Origin of the sequence: Neptuniibacter sp. CAU 1671 (genome assembly GCF_029222905.1) — a bacterium.
Taxonomy (GTDB): Bacteria; Pseudomonadota; Gammaproteobacteria; order Pseudomonadales; family Balneatricaceae; genus Neptuniibacter.
Genome location: NZ_JARHUE010000001.1, coordinates 778,019 through 796,961 on the forward strand (window position 1 = coordinate 778,019; position 18,943 = coordinate 796,961).

The following is an 18,943-nucleotide window of genomic DNA, read 5'->3' on the forward strand; positions in this document are numbered from 1 at the left end:
CGTCCCGGAGACTCTTCATGTCCATCAGCAATGCCATTATCCGCATTACCAACCTGCGCCTGCGTACTTTTATTGGTTTTAATCCGGACGAGATGCAAAAGCAGCAGGACGTGGTGATCAATATCGAGATCCACTACCCCGCGGATAAGGCGTATGCTGAGGATGATGTCGACAAGGCGCTGAACTACAAAACCATCACCAAAGAGGTGATCAGCCATGTCGAAGATGGACGTTTTTTGCTGCTGGAAAAACTGGTGGCCGATGTGCTCGACATTGCCTCGGCCCACCCCTGGACAGAGTATGCCAGTGTCACCATCGACAAACCTCACGCCCTGAGATTTGCCGACTCGGTCTCTCTCACCCTGCAGTGGCAGCGTGAGGCTTAAGCCAACTCAGCCAGATCAATAAACAGCGGTAGCGGGCTGCCCATAATGGCAGCTATAGCGCCGAGCATCTCCCGCTCAGCCACCGTGATCTGGCCATCCTGCTGGATACAACTGCGGATAGCACTGAACACCCGCGCTTTCTCCTTCGGTAATACCCGACCTAACCGACGAACGGCTGCGGTGAGCTGCTGAATATCAGCCGCGTCATCATCCAGAGGTGTCAGGGTATAGAGTCCGGCGGCATTTACCCCCCGGTAAAACGCCTTATCGGCATCGGCCGTATCAGTATGTCCATACCGGGCCAGCACGCTCAGCACCAGTTGCAACGCGTCTGCCACCGCCTGCAATTTCAGATGGGGTGCCAGCGGCGCTTCCTGCTGCTCATAGGTGGGTGCCAGATACTGATACACCAGCTGATACAAACACCACTCAAACAGATCGGTTTTCTGATCTGCCCGGATCAGCGTCATCAATGCCCGTTTGAACGCCTGATACTGCTCAGCGGACAGGGTCTTAAGCGCCGGCAGTAACAGCTCAATCAATGGCAATCGCAGGGCGGGATCAAGTCGTGAGCTTTGCGCATAGAGTTTCTCCGTCAGCGCCTGCACCCCGGCAAATCCGGTCTGCTGCACCCATGCCAACTGGCGCATACGGGTGTCTTCTTTATCATCCAGCAGCAAGGCAAAACAGAGTGCCACGGCCCCCAGGCTGTCATGGGCCTGTTCCACTAAAACGTCCGGCAAAGCATCCAACTGGATGCGAACCTGATCCAGCGGGGCATCCGCATCCGACAGCGTGCCCAGCAATACGCCCCCCAGCACCGCCGTACCCCGTGCCTGCCGTTCACGGGCCTGTTTTAACTGTTCGATTTCTGCACGCTTTTTCTGTAATCGGGAGGGTTCGCTGCGATAGATATAGTTGCCATCCCAGTCAGGCTGTACCCTGATAATGCGCTCCATCAACGGTGGATGGGTGGCAAAAGGTGCCGCCATTTTGCGGATCACCTGCCCAAAAAACAGATGGCTGACTTCGCTGCGCTGATCACTCTGCAACTCCGCGCCATACTGACTGCCACCGATCAGCTTGAGGGCATCGCTGATCCCTTTCGGGTCACGGGTAAACTGTACAGCACTGGCATCCGCCAGATATTCCCGTTGCCGACTCACTGCAGCCTTGATCAACTGCCCAAACAGTGTGCCCAGCCAGCCGATCACCATCAGCAGCAGTCCGACAACTGCCACCTGCCCATTGGATTTACGCCGATGCCGGCTACGACTGCCCCGCAGCAGCATCTCCCCTACCTTACCGATGAACACAATGCCATGCAGCAGCGCGATCAGACGCAGATTAAGGCCCATATCACCGTTGAGAATATGGCTGAATTCGTGCGCCACCACGCCCTGCAGTTCATTACGTTTAAAGGTTTCCACGCAGCCCCGGGTGAGGCCCACTACGGCATCTTCCGGCCGGTTACCGGCCGCAAAAGCATTGATGCCCAGTTCATGTTCCAGCAGATACACCGGCGGTACCGGCATACCGGAAGCAATCGCCATCTCCTCTACCACATTCAGTGCCTGTCGCTCGTTCGGATCAGCGGTATCCGGTAGTATCTGCCGCCCACCCAGAGACTCGGCCACTGCCCGGCCGCCCGACGAAAGCTGGAACCACTTATAGAGAATGGCTAGTCCCACCGCGCCACAAACCAGCAAACTGATCAGCAAAAACCCTTTCAGGCTGAACAGCTCCATCAGCCCGCGCTCAGATGCGGCCTGCAGGGTCTGCTGCTGGCTGAACATCCACCAGACTACAACCAGCGCGATATTGGTGATCATGATCAGGCAGAACACCGCCAGCACAAACAACAGCACCAGCCAGAGCGTATTACGTCTGGCTTTATCCTGATGGGCAAAAAAATCCATGAAGGGTCAGATCAGAAACTGATTTTAGGGGCCTGCTGAATCTCGGCACTGTCGGCAAATTCAAGCAGAGAAGCATCCTTGGGATGACCAAAGCTGGTACTCAACACATTGACCGGGAAGCTCTGGCGATAGGCATTGTAGGCTGTGACCGCATCATTAAAGGACTGACGGGCAAACGCCACGCGGTTTTCGGTGGTAGTCAGCTCTTCACTCAGCTGCATCATGTTTTCGTTGGCCTTCAGCTCGGGGTAGGCCTCCATCACCACATTCAGCTTGCTCAGGGCACCCTGCAGAACGCCTTCGGCACCCGCCAGTTGCTGCATGGCATCACCACTCAGGGTTGCCGCTGCACCTTTCAGCATGGTGGCGGCCTCATTACGGGCGGCAATCACTGCTTCCAGCGTTTCCCGTTCATGGGCCATATAACCCTTGGCGGTTTCCACCAGATTAGGGATCAGGTCATAACGTCGCTTAAGTTGCACCTCAATCTGAGAAAACGCATTCTCATGGCGGTTTTTCAGGGTCACCAGACGGTTATAGATGCTGATGGCATAAAACACACTGCCCACGATTAACAGGGTAAAAACAATCGCTCCAACACTCACGTTTTTTTGCTCCTTGGTAAAATGCCTGTCTGAAATTTACTGACCGCGCTTGCGTCGGTCGCTGACCAGTTCACCCGCAACACCCCAGTTATCCATGGGCACCTCGTCGATCACCACCACTGTGGTGGCCGGGTTTTTACCCAGCACATCCACCAGTAACTGTGTGGCTCCCTCAATCAGTTGCTGCTTCTGTTCCCGGGTCACCCCTTCGTCAGTAATACGGATATTTACATAAGGCATCGGTCTACTCCCGACCTGTTATGGCTTCAGCGTTTTTGATGTTTTTCCCAATTTTCCTGCCGTTTGCTCTCACTTTTGCGCAACAGAACATAGATTGCGCCATGCCCCCCCTGCTGAGGCTGCGCCCAGTGAAAAGCCATCACCTCCGGCAGCAAAGGCAACCAGTGGCTGAGGTAACTTTTCATCTTGTTGGCCGAGTCGGTGCGCTGATGGCTGCGGCCATGGGTGATCAGCACTGTGCGGATATCAAGCTTGATACATTCGCGGATAAAACTCAGCAGATCATCCAGTGCCTGCCCCGGTGTTTTACGCATCAGCTCCAGCCGCGCATCCACCTGATAGTGCCCCAAACGCAAATTTTTGTAGACCCCTTCCTGCACGCCATCGCGTTTCCAGGCCAGCGGATCGAGTGGATGCAGCCACTCAATTTCCGACGTGGTCAGTTCGCCCTCGGCCCCCGCCAGCGCCGCCCGACGCCGCGCCGCTGCATTCGGGTTAACACGATGGGGCCGCTGAGCCGAGAGGTCAGCACGGTTGCCGCTCTGCAACGGTTTTACACCTTCACCCTGTAACCACTGGGAGAAGCTGGTTTCAGATTTATTCATGGTCACCTGGTCTGCCTGTAATGCACTTTATTCCCCAGCCTTCGCAACAAAGGCTTGTGCTTAGTGTCTTTAATAATGCGCCGCATCAGGCTACATTGGTGCGGTTCAAGGCACACAAACATAAGAATAAGGGAACCCGCATGTTGAGAACACTCCTGATTACTCTGATTGTCATCATTGCGGCGGCTGCGTTCATGTTTTTCAACACCATGCCACAACCGGATGATGTGGCACAACAGATGGAACAGCCCGCCACCGCAACACCTGATACCGAGGCCAAAACCCATATTTCAAATCTCACCTCAGGCGCTGATCAGCCCATAGATATCAAGCAGGCCAACAACTTTGTCACGGCAGACCAGCTGATTCAGCTACCCGCCGCCAAAGTGCAGGGCGCCGCTGAGATAGAATCCGCCACCTCCAGCGGTTCTGATGCCACCTTCGCTGTCCCTTCTTCCCGACTAAACCTATCCGACAGTGATGCTGAACGTATTCGCCAACAAACCGACCCCATGAGTGCCGGTCAGGTTCGCCTGCGTGAACTGCTGGATGATCCGGAAGGCAGCGGCAAGATCTACTACATCCATGCCGTCAACGATGATGATAAAGAAGGGATCTGGGGCATCATGCAAAACGCCCTGATGCGCACCTTTACGCAGGGACTCGCCCTGCCCGGACAGAACAACACCGTCTATGCTGACATTCCAAAAGATGCGGATGAGCGTCTGGAAGACTCCAGCAGTTCTTTTTTAGGCCGCCTGTTGCAGGGCAAGGTGGATCGCACCTACATTTATAACTACGAGAAAGGGATTCTCGGTGACAACCCCAATCTGATCCAGCCGGGACAGCAACTGCTCATCATCACCTTTAGCGAAGATGAGCTGGTCAGTATCTACCGACACTTTGCGAAGCAGTAAGGGCCTTTTCGATGATCGATCTCTATACCTGGGGCACGCCCAACGGACGCAAAATTTCCATCATGCTGGAAGCGATCCGCATGCCCTATCAGGTGCATCCCGTTAACCTGCTTGAAGGCGAGCAGTTCAGCCCCTCTTTTCAGGCCATCAGTCCCAACAACCAGATTCCCGCCATAGTCGATGAAGAGGGCCCGGAAGGTGGTTCGATGCACCTCAGCGAAAGCGGCGCCATCCTGCTCTATCTGGCAGAAAAAACCGGTGAGTTCCTGCCGGATGACCCGGCAGAACGGCTGCAGTGCATGCAGTGGCTGATGTGGCAGATGGGCAGCTTCGGGCCATTTCTGGGTCAGGCGCACCACTTCAACCGCTTCTGCAAAGAGGAGGTGCCCTACGCCAAACAACGCTACATCGATCTAGCCAAACGCCTCTGGGGCACACTGGATCGTCAGCTTGACGGACGCAAATTCATTATTGGGGATGACCTGACCATTGCCGACTTCGCCATCTACCCCTGGGCGATGCGCCACGAATGGCAGGCGATTGATCTGGATGAGTTCCCCCATGTACGCGACTGGATGGCCCGCATGGGTGAGATCGAATTTGTAAAACGCGGTATGCAGGTACCCTGAAACCCATGATCGCCTGCCCCATCATCGGTCATCGCGGCGTCGCCAGTCTGGCGCCGGAAAACACCTTGTCGGGCATTCGCAAAGCCGCCGAAACCGGAGTGCAGTGGGTCGAGATCGACGCCACCCTGCTCGGCGATAAAACCCCCGTACTCTGTCACGATGACAATCTGGACCGTTGCAGTGACCGCAAAGGCCTGCTGCTCAATGCCCTCTCCGTGTTTGATCTGGACAATATTGATGTGGGCAGCTGGTTTCAGTTGGGCTGGGGCCGGGAAACCCTGCCCAAACTCGCTGATGCCCTCAGCCTCTGCCAGCAACTCAACCTTGGCTTGAATCTGGAGATCAAACCCTACCAGTGGCCACCGGAAACCATCGCCAAAACCCTGCATGCCTGTGTCAGTGTCTACTGGCAGGATAAAAGCCGCCTGATCATCAGCTGTTTTGATCTGGACGTACTCGCCGCCTACCGCGCACTCGACCCGGATATCCAGCTTGGCCTGTTGTTTGATGCCCTGCCCCCGGTCTGGCACCTGCAGGCGCAGGCCCTCAACGCCGTCAGCATCCACTGCGACTGGCGCCTGCTGACCGAGTCAGAAGCCCGGCAGGTCAAAGCCGCGGGCTACGACCTCTACTGTTATACCTGCAACTCCCCCGCCGATGCTGCGAGGCTATTCAGTTGGGGCGTCGACGGAATCTTTACTGACCGGCCGCAGGATTTCCTAACAACCAATACAGAAAACCCGGCTGAGTACTTAACTTCCCTCAGCCAGACTGATCAGCTATAAAGAGATAACTAAAGGAAACCACCACGCGGACAGGGATATGTTGCAGCGACTTCTCTCAATCTATTTCAAGCCATGCTTAAACGACTTTGCCAGCAGCCTAGTCAGTACTCTAGTGGCTCAATGATCTTGGACACCATTTAAGGTGGTAAAGGGACCACCATAGAAAGAGGTGAACAATGACAAAGCAACGTCGATCATATTCAACTGAGTACAAACTGGAAATTGCCAGCTTGGTTCTGGATCAAGAATATTCTGTTTCTGACGCTTCACGGTCTTCAGGCATCAACGAGAATGTGTTGCGCCGCTGGGTAAACCAGCTTCGAGATGAGCGTCAGAATACCGCCCCAAAAGACAAAGCGCTGACACCTGAAATACACTACCGTTGCGTCACCCCTCAGCAGGCTGACGCAGCGGCAGCCCTGATCTACGAAAGCTCGCATGAATTACTGGCTTTCATGTTCCCTGGACGCGAACCAGCGCTGTCTGCACTGAAAAAACTGATCTGCTTCCCAAAGGGGCATTTCGGAAGTGATTTTATCACTTTGCTGTGTGTGGACAGCAAAGTTGTCGGTGTCGAGTTAGGTTACAGTCACGAACAGCTCCAGGCCCAGACGCTGGTTGGCACACTCAATATGTTTCGGGTAACACCCGTATCAAAATGGATACACCTCACTGGTGATGTCAGGAAAGCACTTGACGGATATGTACCCCTTCCCTCGCAGGATGCCTATTACATCAACAATATTGCCGTTGATTACAACCTGCGTGGACAGGGGCTGGGAAAGCGCTTACTGCAACACACCATAGACAAGGCGAGAAGGCATGGTTTCAGTCGTATCGAGCTTGACGTAACCGAGTCAAATACCGCTGCGATCAGCTTTTACAAAAAACATGGTTTTGATCACACCAGCACATCGGGCACAGCCGATCTTGCGACCAACTATGGCTTGCCTCGGCTGTTCCGGATGCGGTTGGTTCTGGATACTCATCAATCCATGAGCACCAACAACCACGGCATCGAGGATAACAGCCGCCTGATCAACGATGTAACCCGCCTGAATCCAGTATTGGTCGACCAGGTGTATGTACCCGGCAATATCAAGCAACTGCAGGACATCTTGCGCCGTACCGAAGGCCCGGTCTCGATTGGCGGCGGCCGATTCAGCATGGGTGGCCAGGTGGCTCACGAGGGTAGCCTGCATATAGATATGCGTGGTATGGATCGTATTATCAAGCTGGATGTCGAGAACCGTTCAATCGTTGTAGAAGCTGGCACCCGATGGCGCACCATACAGTCGGTGATCACAAACCATGGTCTGGCTATTTCCGTTATGCAAACGTATTCGGATTTCACTGTTGGGGGTTCTGTCAGTGTCAATTGTCATGGCCGCTACATTGGTCTGGGTCCGATCATTCTCACAGTACTGTTCGTCAAGATAGTCACTCATGAAGGAGAGCTGATCTTCGCATCGCCCAATGAGAACCCCGAGATATTTTACGGCGTGGTCGGCGGTTATGGCGCGCTCGGCGTTATCGTCGAAGTGGGGCTGTCGCTTTCGGAGAATGCCCGGATTGAGCAGTTCAGCAAGAAGATGAAAACCGTTGAGTACCTTGACTACTTCCGGTGCGATATCCGTGAGAATAGCGACTGTATCTTCCATAACGCAGACTTGGCGCCTCCGGATTTCACATCCCTGCGCGCAATTACCTGGCAGTTGACTGATAAACCAGTCAATCGGGAAAGAGTGCGTGGCGGTAGAAAATTCTACATTGCCGAGATGTACATGTTGTGGGCGATCACGGAAACACCACTTGGCCACCTGAGGCGCAAATATATCTATGAGCCGCTCATGTATCTGCGCAAAAAGGTGACCTACCGTAACGATGAAGCCAATTACGATGTTACAGAGCTGGAACCTCTCTCAAGACACAACAAGACTTATGTGCTGCAGGAGTATTTCGTACCCCCTGAAACATTAACCCGGTTCATTTCCATGATGGCAGAAATCCTAAACAGATACGCTGTCCAGGTTGTTAATGTGTCTATACGCCATGCATTCAAAGATCCGGGATCACTGCTGGCATGGGCGCCGGATGAAGTGTTCGCACTGGTGCTCTACTACAAACAGGAGACCACACCGGCCAGCTGTGAACGCGTGGCGGTATGGACCCGAGAACTGATCGACAGTGTTATTAGTTTAGGCGGACGATACTACCTACCGTATCAACCTCATGCCCGATATGATCAGTTTCACCGTTGTTATCCCTCTGCAACGAAACTGTTCAGTCTGAAAAAAAAGCTAGATCCCAATTACCGTTTCAGAAACTGCCTGTGGGAAAAGTACTACCTGAAAAAGGGTGATGAAAAATTACTGAGTGAATTGGATACAGCAGCCTCTGAATTCAAATCTGTCTACAACGATCTCCGTACACGAGATGCTTTTTATCTATTCCTGCAGAACATATACCATCTCTATCCTGAACATGAGTTCCACCACCTCATTATTCAGGCCTGCAAAAATTTTGCTTCTGATGCAGAAATCTATAACGAGGTCAGAGAACGTCTGCCAGGGATCAAGCCCCTCCTGTCAGAGCTAACCTATGCTCTACCGGCACTCAAAAAACAGAAACAGGAAATGACGGCTCAGACGCTGAGCTTATTGGACGCCAACCAAAGGATCACAGGCTATCTCGAAATAGGTTCCACCGGCCGTTATGTGAATTCACTGAAAAAAGCGCTTCGAATCAATTCACCAATTTACCTCTGTAATGATAGCCAGCCAGATATGTCGCCACCTGAGATCATGGAGCGTGGCGGGCTCAGACAGGTAGGCACATTTTTCCCACTTGCAGATTACCAGCCAATCAGTGAAGCGGTCATACCAACAGAATCACTGGACTTGGTCACATGCTACATCGGCTTGCATCATTGCCCGCGCGAGAAGCTCAGCGCCTTTATCAATTCAATCAATCGTGTATTACGGCCAGGGGGTAGTTTTATCCTCAGGGATCATGATGCAGACAGTGAATCCATGCGAGTGTTCTGCTCGCTGGTACATACAGTGTTCAATGCAGGTATTGATGTCCCTTGGGAAGAAAACAAACAAGAACTCCGACTGTTCGACAGTGTTAATTTCTGGTCAGGCGAAATTTCTGAACGCGGTTTTACTGATACAGGCCAGCGGGTTTTACAGGATAACGACCCGTCACGAAACACCCTGATGCGTTTTATTAAAACGTAAGATCATCTAATGAAGCTGTCTTCACCGACCGGCCGCAGGATTTTCTGGCGGATCCATCGGGTACTCTGCTGACAGAGCGGATGAACATCACAGCAGATTAAAAAATATTGCGATGACCACCAGATAGCGCAGGCCTTTGCCAATAAAGGTCAGCAGCAGAAACAGATCCAGCCGAACCCGCATTACCCCGGCAATAAATGTCAGGGCATCCCCGCCTATCGGCAACCAGGCCAGCAACAGACTCCAGGCACCATAACGCTGAAACCAGTGTTGCGCCCGGTGCAATTTATCTGGCTTAAAGGGAAACCAGCGGCGGGACTCATAATGGGTCAGATAGCGGCCAATCCACCAATTGATGGCAGCTCCCGCCGTATTGCCGATCGTAGCCGACAACCATAACAGGGTTGCATTGCTCTCTGGCAAAAAGGCAATCAGGGCCACCTCTGAATAAAAAGGCAGCAACGATCCAGCCCCCAGCGCACTGACAAACATCAGAAAGTAATTCAATGGGAGATTCCGGTTAGTCTCGGTTAAACAGAGTCATGTGAGAGTCTGCTCGGGTTGTTTCTGACAGCTTGGGCAAACCACTTAAACAAACGGCGATGCCTGGGAAGATAAAACAGGTATTCCGGATGCCACTGGAGTCCCAGAATGAACGGTTCACCCTGACTTTCAAATGCCTGAATAAAGCCATCCCGGTCATGTGCTGCAACACGGAGCGGACGGGCAATCTTTTCTATGGCCTGGTTATGCAAGCTGTTTATCTTCAGTCTGTGCCGATCAAGTTTACGCACCAATAGAGATGCACGGTCAATCTCTACCCACTTAATAGGGAAGGCGCTGTTGCGGTTAGGCGTGAGTTTGCGTAACGGTCGGATATCGGTAAACAGACTGCCCCCCAGCACGACATTGATAAGTTGCGCCCCCCGGCATATGCCCATCAGAGGCACGCCCTCCTGCAACGCCCGCCGGACCAACGCCATTTCGAGCGCGTCACGACGGGCATCGTAATTCGCCCCTGCATCGCCGGTTAGCCCATAGTGCCGCGGATCAATATCATCCCCACCGGTAATCAGGACACCCTGAGCGGCCTTAGGCAATGTCGGGTGATCCGGTGTGACGTAGCAAGCCCGCAGGCCAGCCAGAGACAGGACCAGACGACTGGCCCACCAGCCCAGCTTTAATCGTTTGTCTGGTCCGGTCACAACCACCAGAGGTTTTGCTGCTGTCGTTTTTTTCCGCCGGATGCGCATCAAACCCTCCCGTTTGTTTGCTCATCTTCTAGCAGTTGTTCCGTTCTGAGTAGCCAGCGGGACTCAAAAGTATGTGTCAACCTGGACAACTCCTGCTGATATTCCTGCGACCATTGCAACAGGCGTTGCGGATTCTGGGCCAGGCTTTCAACGACCAGCCAGTGCTGCCAGGCGTTGTCGATATTCCAAAGCGGGTTATCAATATCGCAGTTGGGCAGACGGTAATGCAGCGTGGGTCGGGCATTGATACGCGGATCATCCACCGTCTGTCTGACCCTGTCTTCATCCAGATAAGCAAACAGGGGCAGCATATCCAGACTACGATTTCGGCTCGGATTAAATCGCAGATAATCATCAATCAGCGTGGTCTGGTCCGGGCGATAGTCCGGGTCAATCACCAGCGCGATATAACGTTTGTCAAAATGTTTGATATAGGTTGTCAGGCGCCGGGAAAGGTCTGTTTTGTCACACGCCACTATCCAGTCATATAAACACAGATAGGCTTTGAGATAGGCGGTGATGGTGGCGGCGTCCAGTGCAGGTAGCTCAGGGTTGAGATGAACACCAAAGGCGTAATGTATAGCATCGCGCGTTCCTTTAGCGCCCAGTTTGCGAAAGTCCGCAATCAGTGGATGCAGTGATTTAAGACGGCTCAGCGGTAACGGCGGCGTAACCAGCTCCCATGGCACCACCTGCTCTGCGGCGGATGTCAGCAGACTCATTGCAACATCCCCCAGCGAATCCTCGGGTTTAAGCAATTCCTGCTCTGCCAAAGCCTTCAGATAGGAGGCGTCCAGTTCCACCTTGAAGTCGCCCAGTTGCGTATCCCTGACAAACCACTCCAACGGGGTCTGCTCTGTAACCCGGCCACCCAAGTGTGAAGCAATCGCCTGACAGATCTGCTCGGGACCAAGGCCGGTCATCTCGATTTCTACCCCGACTCTGCGCTCACTGCCGTTCTCTGTGTGTTGCCTCTGGGGTAACCAGTTGATATCGGCCTGTTCTTCAGATTGGGTCATACTGTATAAGCCCTTTATTCTCCTCTAAAACAGATTCAGCATACCCACTCTACGCACAGAGTCCCACCGCGGATTCATCCATCAACTCGGTGAGTTACCCTCTCCACCAGGCAAACTAGCCCGATATTTTGAGCCGCCCGTTCCGCTATGCCGATAGATCTGGCAACCAGCAGCAAGGGTATGACCTTTCTTGTTACCTCTGTAAATGCTTCGCCGCTGCCACGAGGCTAATCAACCGGGGCAGAGCATCCGGTTAAAGACCTAACTTTCCTCATCCCGAATGATCCGCTATAAAGAGATAACTAAAGGGAACCACCACGCGGACAGGGATATGTTGCAGCGACTCATCTCCACCTATCTCAAGCCATATTTGAACGGCTTTGCCAGTAGCTTTGCTGAGAAACCAAAGACAGGGTTAGCTGTCGTAAAAGCGCAGCTAAACAACTCCCCAACAAAGGCAATAAAATTATTTAACTTCAGACTATTAGAAATCAATACCGTGCCATACCCGGCCGGAATAAGACGACATCGTGTCGTATATTTAGATGTTAGGCATCAGGCGAGGCAACTGTGAAAGAAAGGGAAATTATCGAGCTACTTGATAACTGCAAAGAGCAATACTGGGAACTTCCAGAAGATGACGTTGCTTCTTGCCTGAAGGAAACTTTTGAGTACTTATTAAAAAGCGCCAAAATACGCGACGACTGGGAGTTCAAATGGAGTGCTTTTGGTGAAGATATATCCATCTATGCTATATCGCAGAAGCAAAAACACGAATACGCATTAGGCTTTTTTAGGGGCGAGATTTATTTGGAGTCATTTATCTTTGAACCTAAAACTATCAAGTACATGCCTAGTGAATTCTGGGCAATACTTGCAGATCTTGATTTAAAGAAAAACTTTAATTTCCAAGAAAACGCTTGGCTTTCCAAGAAAGTTGATTTCGATACTAGAACAGGAGTATCCAGCATATACAAAATAGTGCGGAATTACATTTTACTTGAAGAGCACCAACCTGAGTCTACGTGCGACTTGGGAGCTTTTGAGGCTCGCTGGGGTATATCTGAATCGTCAGTTAAAATTTTGAGTTCAGCTACTGATCTCCTTAAAGGGCTCCATAAACTAAATTATTTGCTATATCGTCGAGATTATCAGAAACGTAAAGGTGCAAAAGCCTAACAAGTGGCGGCAGTTCGCACGCTACACGTGCCGGACTCAGCACTGCGTGCTTCGCCGTTGCGCTAAGCGTTATAAATAGAAGGGAATATCGTGCAAGTAACCGCTAATTTACATGAATGTAAACACTGCTCCGGTACTGGAACATGCTCCAATGGACAGGATGGAGCCTCATGCTTGGCGTGTGCTAAGCGAAATGAACTTAAGTTCTGGCAGCTACAAAACCAACATGGGCTAATGTGTGGATCATGTGGTGGCATAGGTAAAGCCGAACCACTGACTGAACGGCTCAATAAGCGCGCAGCTCCTCTTCTCGCACTTATGCTTACATTTGGAATATTGGCGTTAATCACGTTTGCCACTATTGCAAAGAGTCCCTATTTCTCGGAGCTTTTAGCATTTGGCAGTGCCATTATTGGTGCTGTAGCAGGCTATTATTTTTCTAGGGCTAGAAGTGATTTATAACAAAAAAATTAAAGTACACCTACAGGCGTACTTGGTACTCAAAAGCTACGCTTTTTCGGCCCCTTTATTGAGCGTAACATTTCTTTAAAGACAAAGGATATTACATTGAACCTTAGGGATATATTGTATTTTGACTTTGATAAAGCAGCCTCTCTTGTCAGTCAATTAGAAGGTGGTTTGGCTAAGCAAAGAGCTGAGACATCAGAAGAAACTCAAGATGAAAGAAACATCCGAAAGTATGAGTTATTAAAAGTATTCAAGTCTGAATTTGGTGGCATCCAAACAGATAAAAAAACTGTTTTAGAAACAAAAGTCCTACATCATGATCTTCTGGTAAGACTTGAGGAAACTTTGATTGAACTCGGTTTTGCTACCAATATAAACGGTACGGTATCGATTTCAGATAATTCTTCTCTTGAAATAATGCATTCAGAAATATCAAAATCCCCATATGTAAAAGTTGAGGGATGGTGTGCTTTTGAAGATTTTGAGAAACTTTATGAATCAACAAAAAACTTTAATGATTTGCTTGGTTTTATTAAACGCTGCGAATTGAATTCAGTGTTAAATATAGATCAACTAAAGCTACAGTTAAAATCTATAGAAGAAGAGTCCGGAAAGAATTCTAAGAGATATAAGGATGCGACAGCAGAGTTTAAAAAATACGATAAATTGATCACTGAGAACATTGATAAAGCCAAGCTTCCAGAGTGGCTATTTGAAGGTGTTAGAGAATGGATCGATACATATATTGATGGCCGTTTAAATCTACGAGTTTGTCCTTTTGAAGAATTTCCAGAAATTGAGATAATAGCCAATTTGAAAAGGACTTGTTTTATTGATGATGATTTAAAGCATCTCATGTATGGATATGGTTCAGAACCAAACCGAAAGCTGTGCGTTCTTGGACTTGTCACTTCAGTACCACCTAGAGATGAAACCACTCTATTCGATATGTATGAACCATATGTAAAGAAGAAGGATATTGAAGGGGAAACTGAAGTAGAAGCCATTGAGAGAGCATTTAGAGCAATATTTCCAGCATTGCGTAATATGGAAAAATTTACATCTTTCCATAGTTATCCAAGAATAGTGGTACACCCAATTGCTGTGTATCGAAATATTCAGCCGGTATCTAACAATATGAACAAGTCGGACTCGTAAACTCGCCACTTCTGGCAGGAGTTACCCAATAGGCCCGGAGATAACAAAGGCAGTTTAGGCTTTTGTAGAAGATCCAACAGAAGTAAGTATAGATTGCCGCCTATAACCCCAATCACGGATATTCACCCATACCCGTGATTGGGAAGACTCAATGCGCAGTTACACCAACCCCGCCATCCCGGCATAAGGGTCCCATGTTGCGTCGCGGTGGGGTTCATATTCGGTCCAGAGTTCGATCCAGGTACCTACATCTTCACCATAGAGGCGTGAGATCACCGCATGGGTCATATCGATTCCGGCAGCGATGCCGGAGGCGGTGATGATATTGCCCTGCTCTACCCAGCGGGCTTTTTTAACCCACTTCACTTCGGGACCCGGCGCGGTGGCCTCATTCCATAACAGTTTGTTGGTGGTGGCTTCCAGACCGTTCAGAATACCCGCCGCAGCCAGCAGTGAAGCACCGTTACAGACCGACATCAGAATTTCGACCTGTTGCGCCTGATGTCGCAGCCATTCCAGCGTTGGCTGATGTTCTACCAGCGGTACCGCGCCCCAGCCACCCGGCACAATCAGATAGTCCAGTGCCGGACAATCGTCATAATCAAATTCAGCCACGGTTTTAATACCACCATGCGAGGGGGTTTCACCCTTGTCCGCGGCCACAGTGACCAGCGACACACCCACCATGTCACTGGGGTGTTTCCAGAGCTGTGACGGCACCAGATTGATGTTGGACCAGAGGTCCATGGGGCCGTAGACATCCAGCAGTTCAAAGCCGGGAAAGATCAATACGCCCACGGTTTTCTGTATGGCAGGCTCCACCTGTTCACGGTCCAGCATATCCGGCCTCAGGCCAGCGATTTCCGATAATTCCATTGTGTTGCTCCTTTGTGTTTTATTGTTAACAGCACAGAACCCAGATGATTCTGCAGAGGAAAAATCGGTCAATATCCAGCCCCGGACTCAAAAGCGGACGCGGTATTCGTTGGGGGTTACACACAACTCCCGCTGGAACGCCCGGCGCATCTGTTCTTCACTTTTAAAACCACATTTATCGGCAATGGATTTCAGTACGGTGGTTTTGTTTTCCAGCAGCATGCGGGCCTGACACAAACGCAGGCGCTCAACAAATTTGGCCGGAGTTTCGCCAACATCAGATTTGAATTTGCGATTGAAATGGCGCGGGCTCATATTGGCGCGTTCTGCCAGTATTTCGATGGACAGGTCCGCTGACAGGTTATCCAGAATCCAGTCAATCAGGGCGCTGAAATGGCTGCTGGACTGCGACAGGATAAATTCACTGAACTGTTTCTGACCGCCCGGTCGTTTGTAAAACACCACCAGTTTCCGGGCGACGCTCATGGCAATCTTTTTGCCCGCATCCTCTTCCACCAGCGCCAGCGACAGGTCCATACCCGCCGTTACGCCCGCCGAGGTATAGGTGTTGCCCTGTTTGATAAAGATGGCGTCAGATTCGATGTTGAGTTGCGGAAACTGTTGCTGCATATCCGCACAATAGGCCCAGTGGGTCGTGATATTTTTACCGTTGAGCAAACCCAGCCGGGCGAGGAGAAAAGCACCGGTACAGATCGACACCAGCCGCCGCACACATCGGGACTGCTGTGCAATCCACGCCAGCAGTGCGGCATCATCCAGTGCCAGTTGAATGTTTTCTGCCCCCGGCACAATCAGCGTGTCCAGATCGGCTGGGCAATCGGTGAAGTCGTAATCAGGCATCAGTTGCATGCCCGATGACATGGTGACCGGCGTGCGTGTTTTTGCAATCAGAAACACCCGGTACTGTTCGGATAATCCGTATTGCTGCTGTAACACGCGGGCCGATGAAAACACCTCATGGGGCCCGGTGATATCAAGCACCTGCGCCTCATGGAAGATCACGACCCCAATGTTTAATGTTGTTGTTTGTTCAGTCATGGATATTCACCTTGATTTGAGGTTATCAATCCCGTTTTGTGTCCACAAAGACAGAATTGCAGCAAATAAGGACAAATGTAACCCTGACTGAACTAAGTTGGCCTCCCTGTTGGTTTAGCCGGTTAGCCGGCCATCCCGGTAATCCTGAATCGCCTGCTCCAGCTCATCCATGGTGTTCATGACAAAGGGGCCGTATTGCGCCACTTCTTCACCGATGGGTCGAGCGGCCAGCAACAGAGCACGGCCACCCTCTGCACCGCTGCTCAGCACCACGCTGTCGCCCTGCCCCAACACGGCGGCCTGATTAGCCTCCAGTTTTTTACCAGAGACTGTTAACAACCCCTCAAACGGGTAGAGCACAGCCTGGTGTCCGTCAGGTACAGGCAGTTGCAGGGTTTGCATTGGCTCAAGCTGAATATCCAGCATCAGCGGGTCGGCGCTAACGCCGGAGACCGGGCCGATATAGTGCTGGCCTTGTAGCTCAATATCACCGGCAATCAGTTTCAATGCGGCTTGCCCCGGCAGATCGATCTGCACCAGATCTTCCGGCTCGATATTCTGATAGGCCGCCGGTTTCATTTTTTCCGCCGCAGGCAGATTGACCCAGAGCTGGAAACCACGCATCAGCCCCTGCTCCTGCTGCGGACGCTCTTCATGGATTACACCCCGGCCAGCCGTCATCCACTGCACACCACCCGCGCGCAGCAGACCTTCATTGCCCATATGGTCTTTATGCAGCATCCGGCCATCCAGCATATAGGTTACGGTTTCAAAACCTCGATGCGGATGGGGCGGAAAACCAGCAATGTAGTCATCCGGATTATCTGATGAGAACGCATCCAGCATCAGAAACGGGTCGGCGCGGGTGGCCGGGTTTTGGCCCAGACTGCGCATCAGCCTGACTCCTGCCCCGTCACTGGTGGCGCGTCCCGGAATGATCCGGGTGATTTCGCGTAACTGTGTCATGTTTTACCTCCGGCTCTGTTGTCTGTTTGCCTTTTAAACCAGAGCGGCAATCTGGCGCTGGGCAGCGGCTTTGGCCGTTTCTGCCTGGCCCATGTTCAGCCCTTCAGCAAACACGGTTTCGGTCTGAGTCAGACCGATAAAGGCCAGGAACTGTTCCACATAGGGCATCTGATAATCCTGTCCATTGGCGTGGTAGATACCGCCACGGGTAGCAAACATGACCACCGGGGTATCTGGCAGCAGGCCCACAGGACCGGTTTCGGTGTATTTGAAAGTCACACCGGCGCGGGCCAGCAGGTCAAACCAGGCTTTTAGCTGTACTGGAATACCGAAGTTGTACATGGGGATACCAATCAGAATCTGATCCGCCGTACGGACTTCTTCGATCAGCTGATCAGACAACGCCACAACCACCTGCTGCTCGGCACTGCGTTCATCAGCCGCGGTCATCAGCGCGCCCAGGGTGGCGCTGTCCAGCACTGGCAGCGGCTCTGCCGCCAGATCGCGGACGATGATCTGACCCTCTGGAGTGCGCACTTTCCACGCCTCGGTGTAGGCATTCATCAGTGCATTAGACTGGCTGTTCTCGGCAATAATACTGCTACGAATCTGAAGAAGTGTTGGCATGGTGTAACCTCCTGAGTTGATGAATCCATTTTTTCACCTACTCAAACGATTAAAAACAGCTAAAATTAGTAAGATATGATCGAATAATTCGATAATGGAGCACTTCATTGACTCAGGTAACACTGGAACAGTGGCAATGTCTGTTGGCGGTTGTGGATGAAGGCGGTTATGCGGCCGCTGCAGAAGCCCTGCAGAAAAGCCAGTCCACCGTCAGTTACGCAGTACAGCAGATTGAAAGCCGGCTGAATGTGCGGGTGTTCCGGCTGGAAGGCCGACGTTCTGTGCTGACCCCGGCGGGACAGACCCTGTATCGCCGCGCCCGCTTACTGGTTGATGAAGCCACGCAGGTGGAGTCGCTCGCGGCCCAGCTTGCACAGGGCTGGGAACCGGCCCTGACGGTGGCGATGGATACCCTGTTCCCTATTTGGGTGATGCTGAAAGCGCTGTCCCGCTTCAGCGAACGCCAACCCTTGACCCGCATAACTCTGCAGGAGACCGTGCTCAGCGGCACCGATGAAGCCCTGCTGGAGCAACGGGCCGATCTGGTGATTGGTGGGCGCACACCACCCGGTTTTTTTGGTGAGCTGCTGTTTGATGTGGAGTTTATCGCTGTAGCCAGCCCCCAACATCCGTTACACCTGCTGGATCGTCCACTGCAGTATCAGGATCTGCGTCTGCACCGTCAGATTGTGGTGCGTGACTCGGGTCGGCGGAATCTGGATGCGGGCTGGTTAGGAGCAGAGCAGCGCCTGACCGTCAGCCATATTCAAACCTCGATCCAGAGTGTAGAAAAAGGCCTGGGTTATGCCTGGCTGCCGGAACTCCAGATCCGGCAGGCCCTCAAAGAGGGTTTACTCAAACCGCTGCCGCTTGAATCAGGCGGGCGGCGTAAAGTCCCGCTCTATCTTATCTACAGCGCGGGTGACAGTGCCGGTCCTGCTGCACGCTGTCTGGGCAGTATGCTGACCGAAACTTTGCAGGCAAGTGTCTTATCTCAGGAGTAGACTGAA

The 18,943-nt window shown here is 51.8% G+C and carries 19 protein-coding genes and 1 pseudogene; 9 read left to right on the forward strand and 11 right to left on the reverse strand.

Annotated elements, in window-relative coordinates:
• Positions 1–17: 17 nt before the first annotated feature.
• Positions 18–386, forward strand: a complete 369-nt coding sequence (gene folX, locus P2G53_RS03650; protein WP_275813901.1) for a dihydroneopterin triphosphate 2'-epimerase — start codon at positions 18–20, stop codon at positions 384–386.
• On the opposite strand, the gene P2G53_RS03655 is transcribed toward folX, so the two are convergent.
• From P2G53_RS03655 to smrA, 4 genes are read right to left on the reverse strand one after another with little or no spacing between them, the layout of a single operon-like run.
• Complete coding sequence (locus tag P2G53_RS03655) at positions 383–2,305, reverse strand: M48 family metallopeptidase (RefSeq protein ID WP_275813905.1); 1,923 nt, start codon at positions 2,303–2,305, stop codon at positions 383–385. The genes folX and P2G53_RS03655 overlap by 4 nt on opposite strands.
• A gap of 11 nt (positions 2,306–2,316) precedes the next feature.
• On the reverse strand, positions 2,317–2,910 hold the full coding sequence (locus P2G53_RS03660) for a LemA family protein (RefSeq protein ID WP_275813908.1): 594 nt from the start codon (positions 2,908–2,910) through the stop codon (positions 2,317–2,319).
• A 36-nt stretch (positions 2,911–2,946) separates the two neighbouring features.
• Positions 2,947–3,150 carry a 4-oxalocrotonate tautomerase family protein gene (locus P2G53_RS03665; RefSeq protein ID WP_275813910.1) on the reverse strand — a complete coding sequence of 68 codons (204 nt, stop codon included), beginning with the start codon at positions 3,148–3,150 and terminating at the stop codon, positions 2,947–2,949.
• Between the two features lie 26 nt (positions 3,151–3,176).
• A complete protein-coding gene (smrA, locus tag P2G53_RS03670; protein WP_275813913.1) occupies positions 3,177–3,755 on the reverse strand; it encodes a DNA endonuclease SmrA in 579 nt (192 codons plus the stop codon).
• Positions 3,756–3,895: 140 nt separating this feature from the next.
• Between smrA and P2G53_RS03675 the strand changes: the two genes are divergently transcribed.
• The 5 genes and pseudogenes from P2G53_RS03675 (at position 3,896) to P2G53_RS03695 (ending at position 9,328) form a co-directional block, all read left to right on the forward strand.
• Positions 3,896–4,672 (forward strand): hypothetical protein, encoded by a 777-nt coding sequence (locus P2G53_RS03675; RefSeq protein WP_275813916.1) that lies wholly within the window; start codon positions 3,896–3,898, stop codon positions 4,670–4,672.
• An 11-nt stretch (positions 4,673–4,683) separates the two neighbouring features.
• Positions 4,684–5,301: a glutathione binding-like protein gene (locus P2G53_RS03680; protein ID WP_275813921.1), complete on the forward strand. Its 618-nt coding sequence runs from the start codon at positions 4,684–4,686 to the stop codon at positions 5,299–5,301.
• Positions 5,302–5,306: 5 nt separating this feature from the next.
• Positions 5,307–6,086 (forward strand): glycerophosphoryl diester phosphodiesterase, encoded by a 780-nt coding sequence (locus P2G53_RS03685; RefSeq protein WP_275813924.1) that lies wholly within the window; start codon positions 5,307–5,309, stop codon positions 6,084–6,086.
• 176 nt (positions 6,087–6,262) lie between these two features.
• A pseudogene (locus tag P2G53_RS03690) lies at positions 6,263–6,457 on the forward strand (transposase); the annotation flags it as partial.
• An 84-nt stretch (positions 6,458–6,541) separates the two neighbouring features.
• Complete coding sequence (locus P2G53_RS03695) at positions 6,542–9,328, forward strand: GNAT family N-acetyltransferase (protein WP_275814094.1); 2,787 nt, start codon at positions 6,542–6,544, stop codon at positions 9,326–9,328.
• Between the two features lie 87 nt (positions 9,329–9,415).
• Here P2G53_RS03695 and P2G53_RS03700 read toward each other — a convergent pair whose 3' ends face one another.
• Genes P2G53_RS03700 through P2G53_RS03710 form a run of 3 tightly spaced genes read right to left on the reverse strand, consistent with a single transcriptional unit; the run spans position 9,416 to position 11,600 of the window.
• Positions 9,416–9,835 (reverse strand): YqaA family protein, encoded by a 420-nt coding sequence (locus tag P2G53_RS03700; protein ID WP_275813927.1) that lies wholly within the window; start codon positions 9,833–9,835, stop codon positions 9,416–9,418.
• Positions 9,836–9,858: 23 nt separating this feature from the next.
• Positions 9,859–10,581 (reverse strand): type 1 glutamine amidotransferase, encoded by a 723-nt coding sequence (locus P2G53_RS03705; protein WP_275813930.1) that lies wholly within the window; start codon positions 10,579–10,581, stop codon positions 9,859–9,861.
• Complete coding sequence (locus P2G53_RS03710) at positions 10,581–11,600, reverse strand: amidoligase family protein (protein ID WP_275813932.1); 1,020 nt, start codon at positions 11,598–11,600, stop codon at positions 10,581–10,583. Before P2G53_RS03710 ends, P2G53_RS03705 begins: the two co-directional genes overlap by 1 nt.
• A gap of 570 nt (positions 11,601–12,170) precedes the next feature.
• Between P2G53_RS03710 and P2G53_RS03715 the strand changes: the two genes are divergently transcribed.
• Both P2G53_RS03715 and P2G53_RS03720 read left to right on the forward strand, forming a co-directional pair.
• The gene (locus P2G53_RS03715) at positions 12,171–12,779 is read left to right on the forward strand and encodes a hypothetical protein (protein ID WP_275813933.1); all 609 of its coding nucleotides are present in this window, start codon (positions 12,171–12,173) and stop codon (positions 12,777–12,779) included.
• A 567-nt stretch (positions 12,780–13,346) separates the two neighbouring features.
• Positions 13,347–14,405 (forward strand): hypothetical protein, encoded by a 1,059-nt coding sequence (locus P2G53_RS03720; protein WP_275813935.1) that lies wholly within the window; start codon positions 13,347–13,349, stop codon positions 14,403–14,405.
• A 159-nt stretch (positions 14,406–14,564) separates the two neighbouring features.
• On the opposite strand, the gene P2G53_RS03725 is transcribed toward P2G53_RS03720, so the two are convergent.
• The 4 genes from P2G53_RS03725 to P2G53_RS03740 form a co-directional block, all read right to left on the reverse strand.
• Positions 14,565–15,281, reverse strand: coding sequence for a DJ-1/PfpI family protein (locus tag P2G53_RS03725; protein ID WP_275813937.1), 717 nt, complete (start codon positions 15,279–15,281; stop codon positions 14,565–14,567).
• An 87-nt stretch (positions 15,282–15,368) separates the two neighbouring features.
• Positions 15,369–16,340: a GlxA family transcriptional regulator gene (locus tag P2G53_RS03730; RefSeq protein ID WP_275813939.1), complete on the reverse strand. Its 972-nt coding sequence runs from the start codon at positions 16,338–16,340 to the stop codon at positions 15,369–15,371.
• A 114-nt stretch (positions 16,341–16,454) separates the two neighbouring features.
• A complete protein-coding gene (locus P2G53_RS03735; RefSeq protein ID WP_275813942.1) occupies positions 16,455–17,306 on the reverse strand; it encodes a pirin family protein in 852 nt (283 codons plus the stop codon).
• Between the two features lie 33 nt (positions 17,307–17,339).
• On the reverse strand, positions 17,340–17,933 hold the full coding sequence (locus P2G53_RS03740) for an NAD(P)H-dependent oxidoreductase (RefSeq protein ID WP_275813945.1): 594 nt from the start codon (positions 17,931–17,933) through the stop codon (positions 17,340–17,342).
• Positions 17,934–18,040: 107 nt separating this feature from the next.
• On the opposite strand from P2G53_RS03740, the gene P2G53_RS03745 reads away from it, so the two are divergent.
• Positions 18,041–18,937: a LysR family transcriptional regulator gene (locus P2G53_RS03745; RefSeq protein WP_275813948.1), complete on the forward strand. Its 897-nt coding sequence runs from the start codon at positions 18,041–18,043 to the stop codon at positions 18,935–18,937.
• The last annotated feature ends 6 nt before the right edge of the window (positions 18,938–18,943 follow it).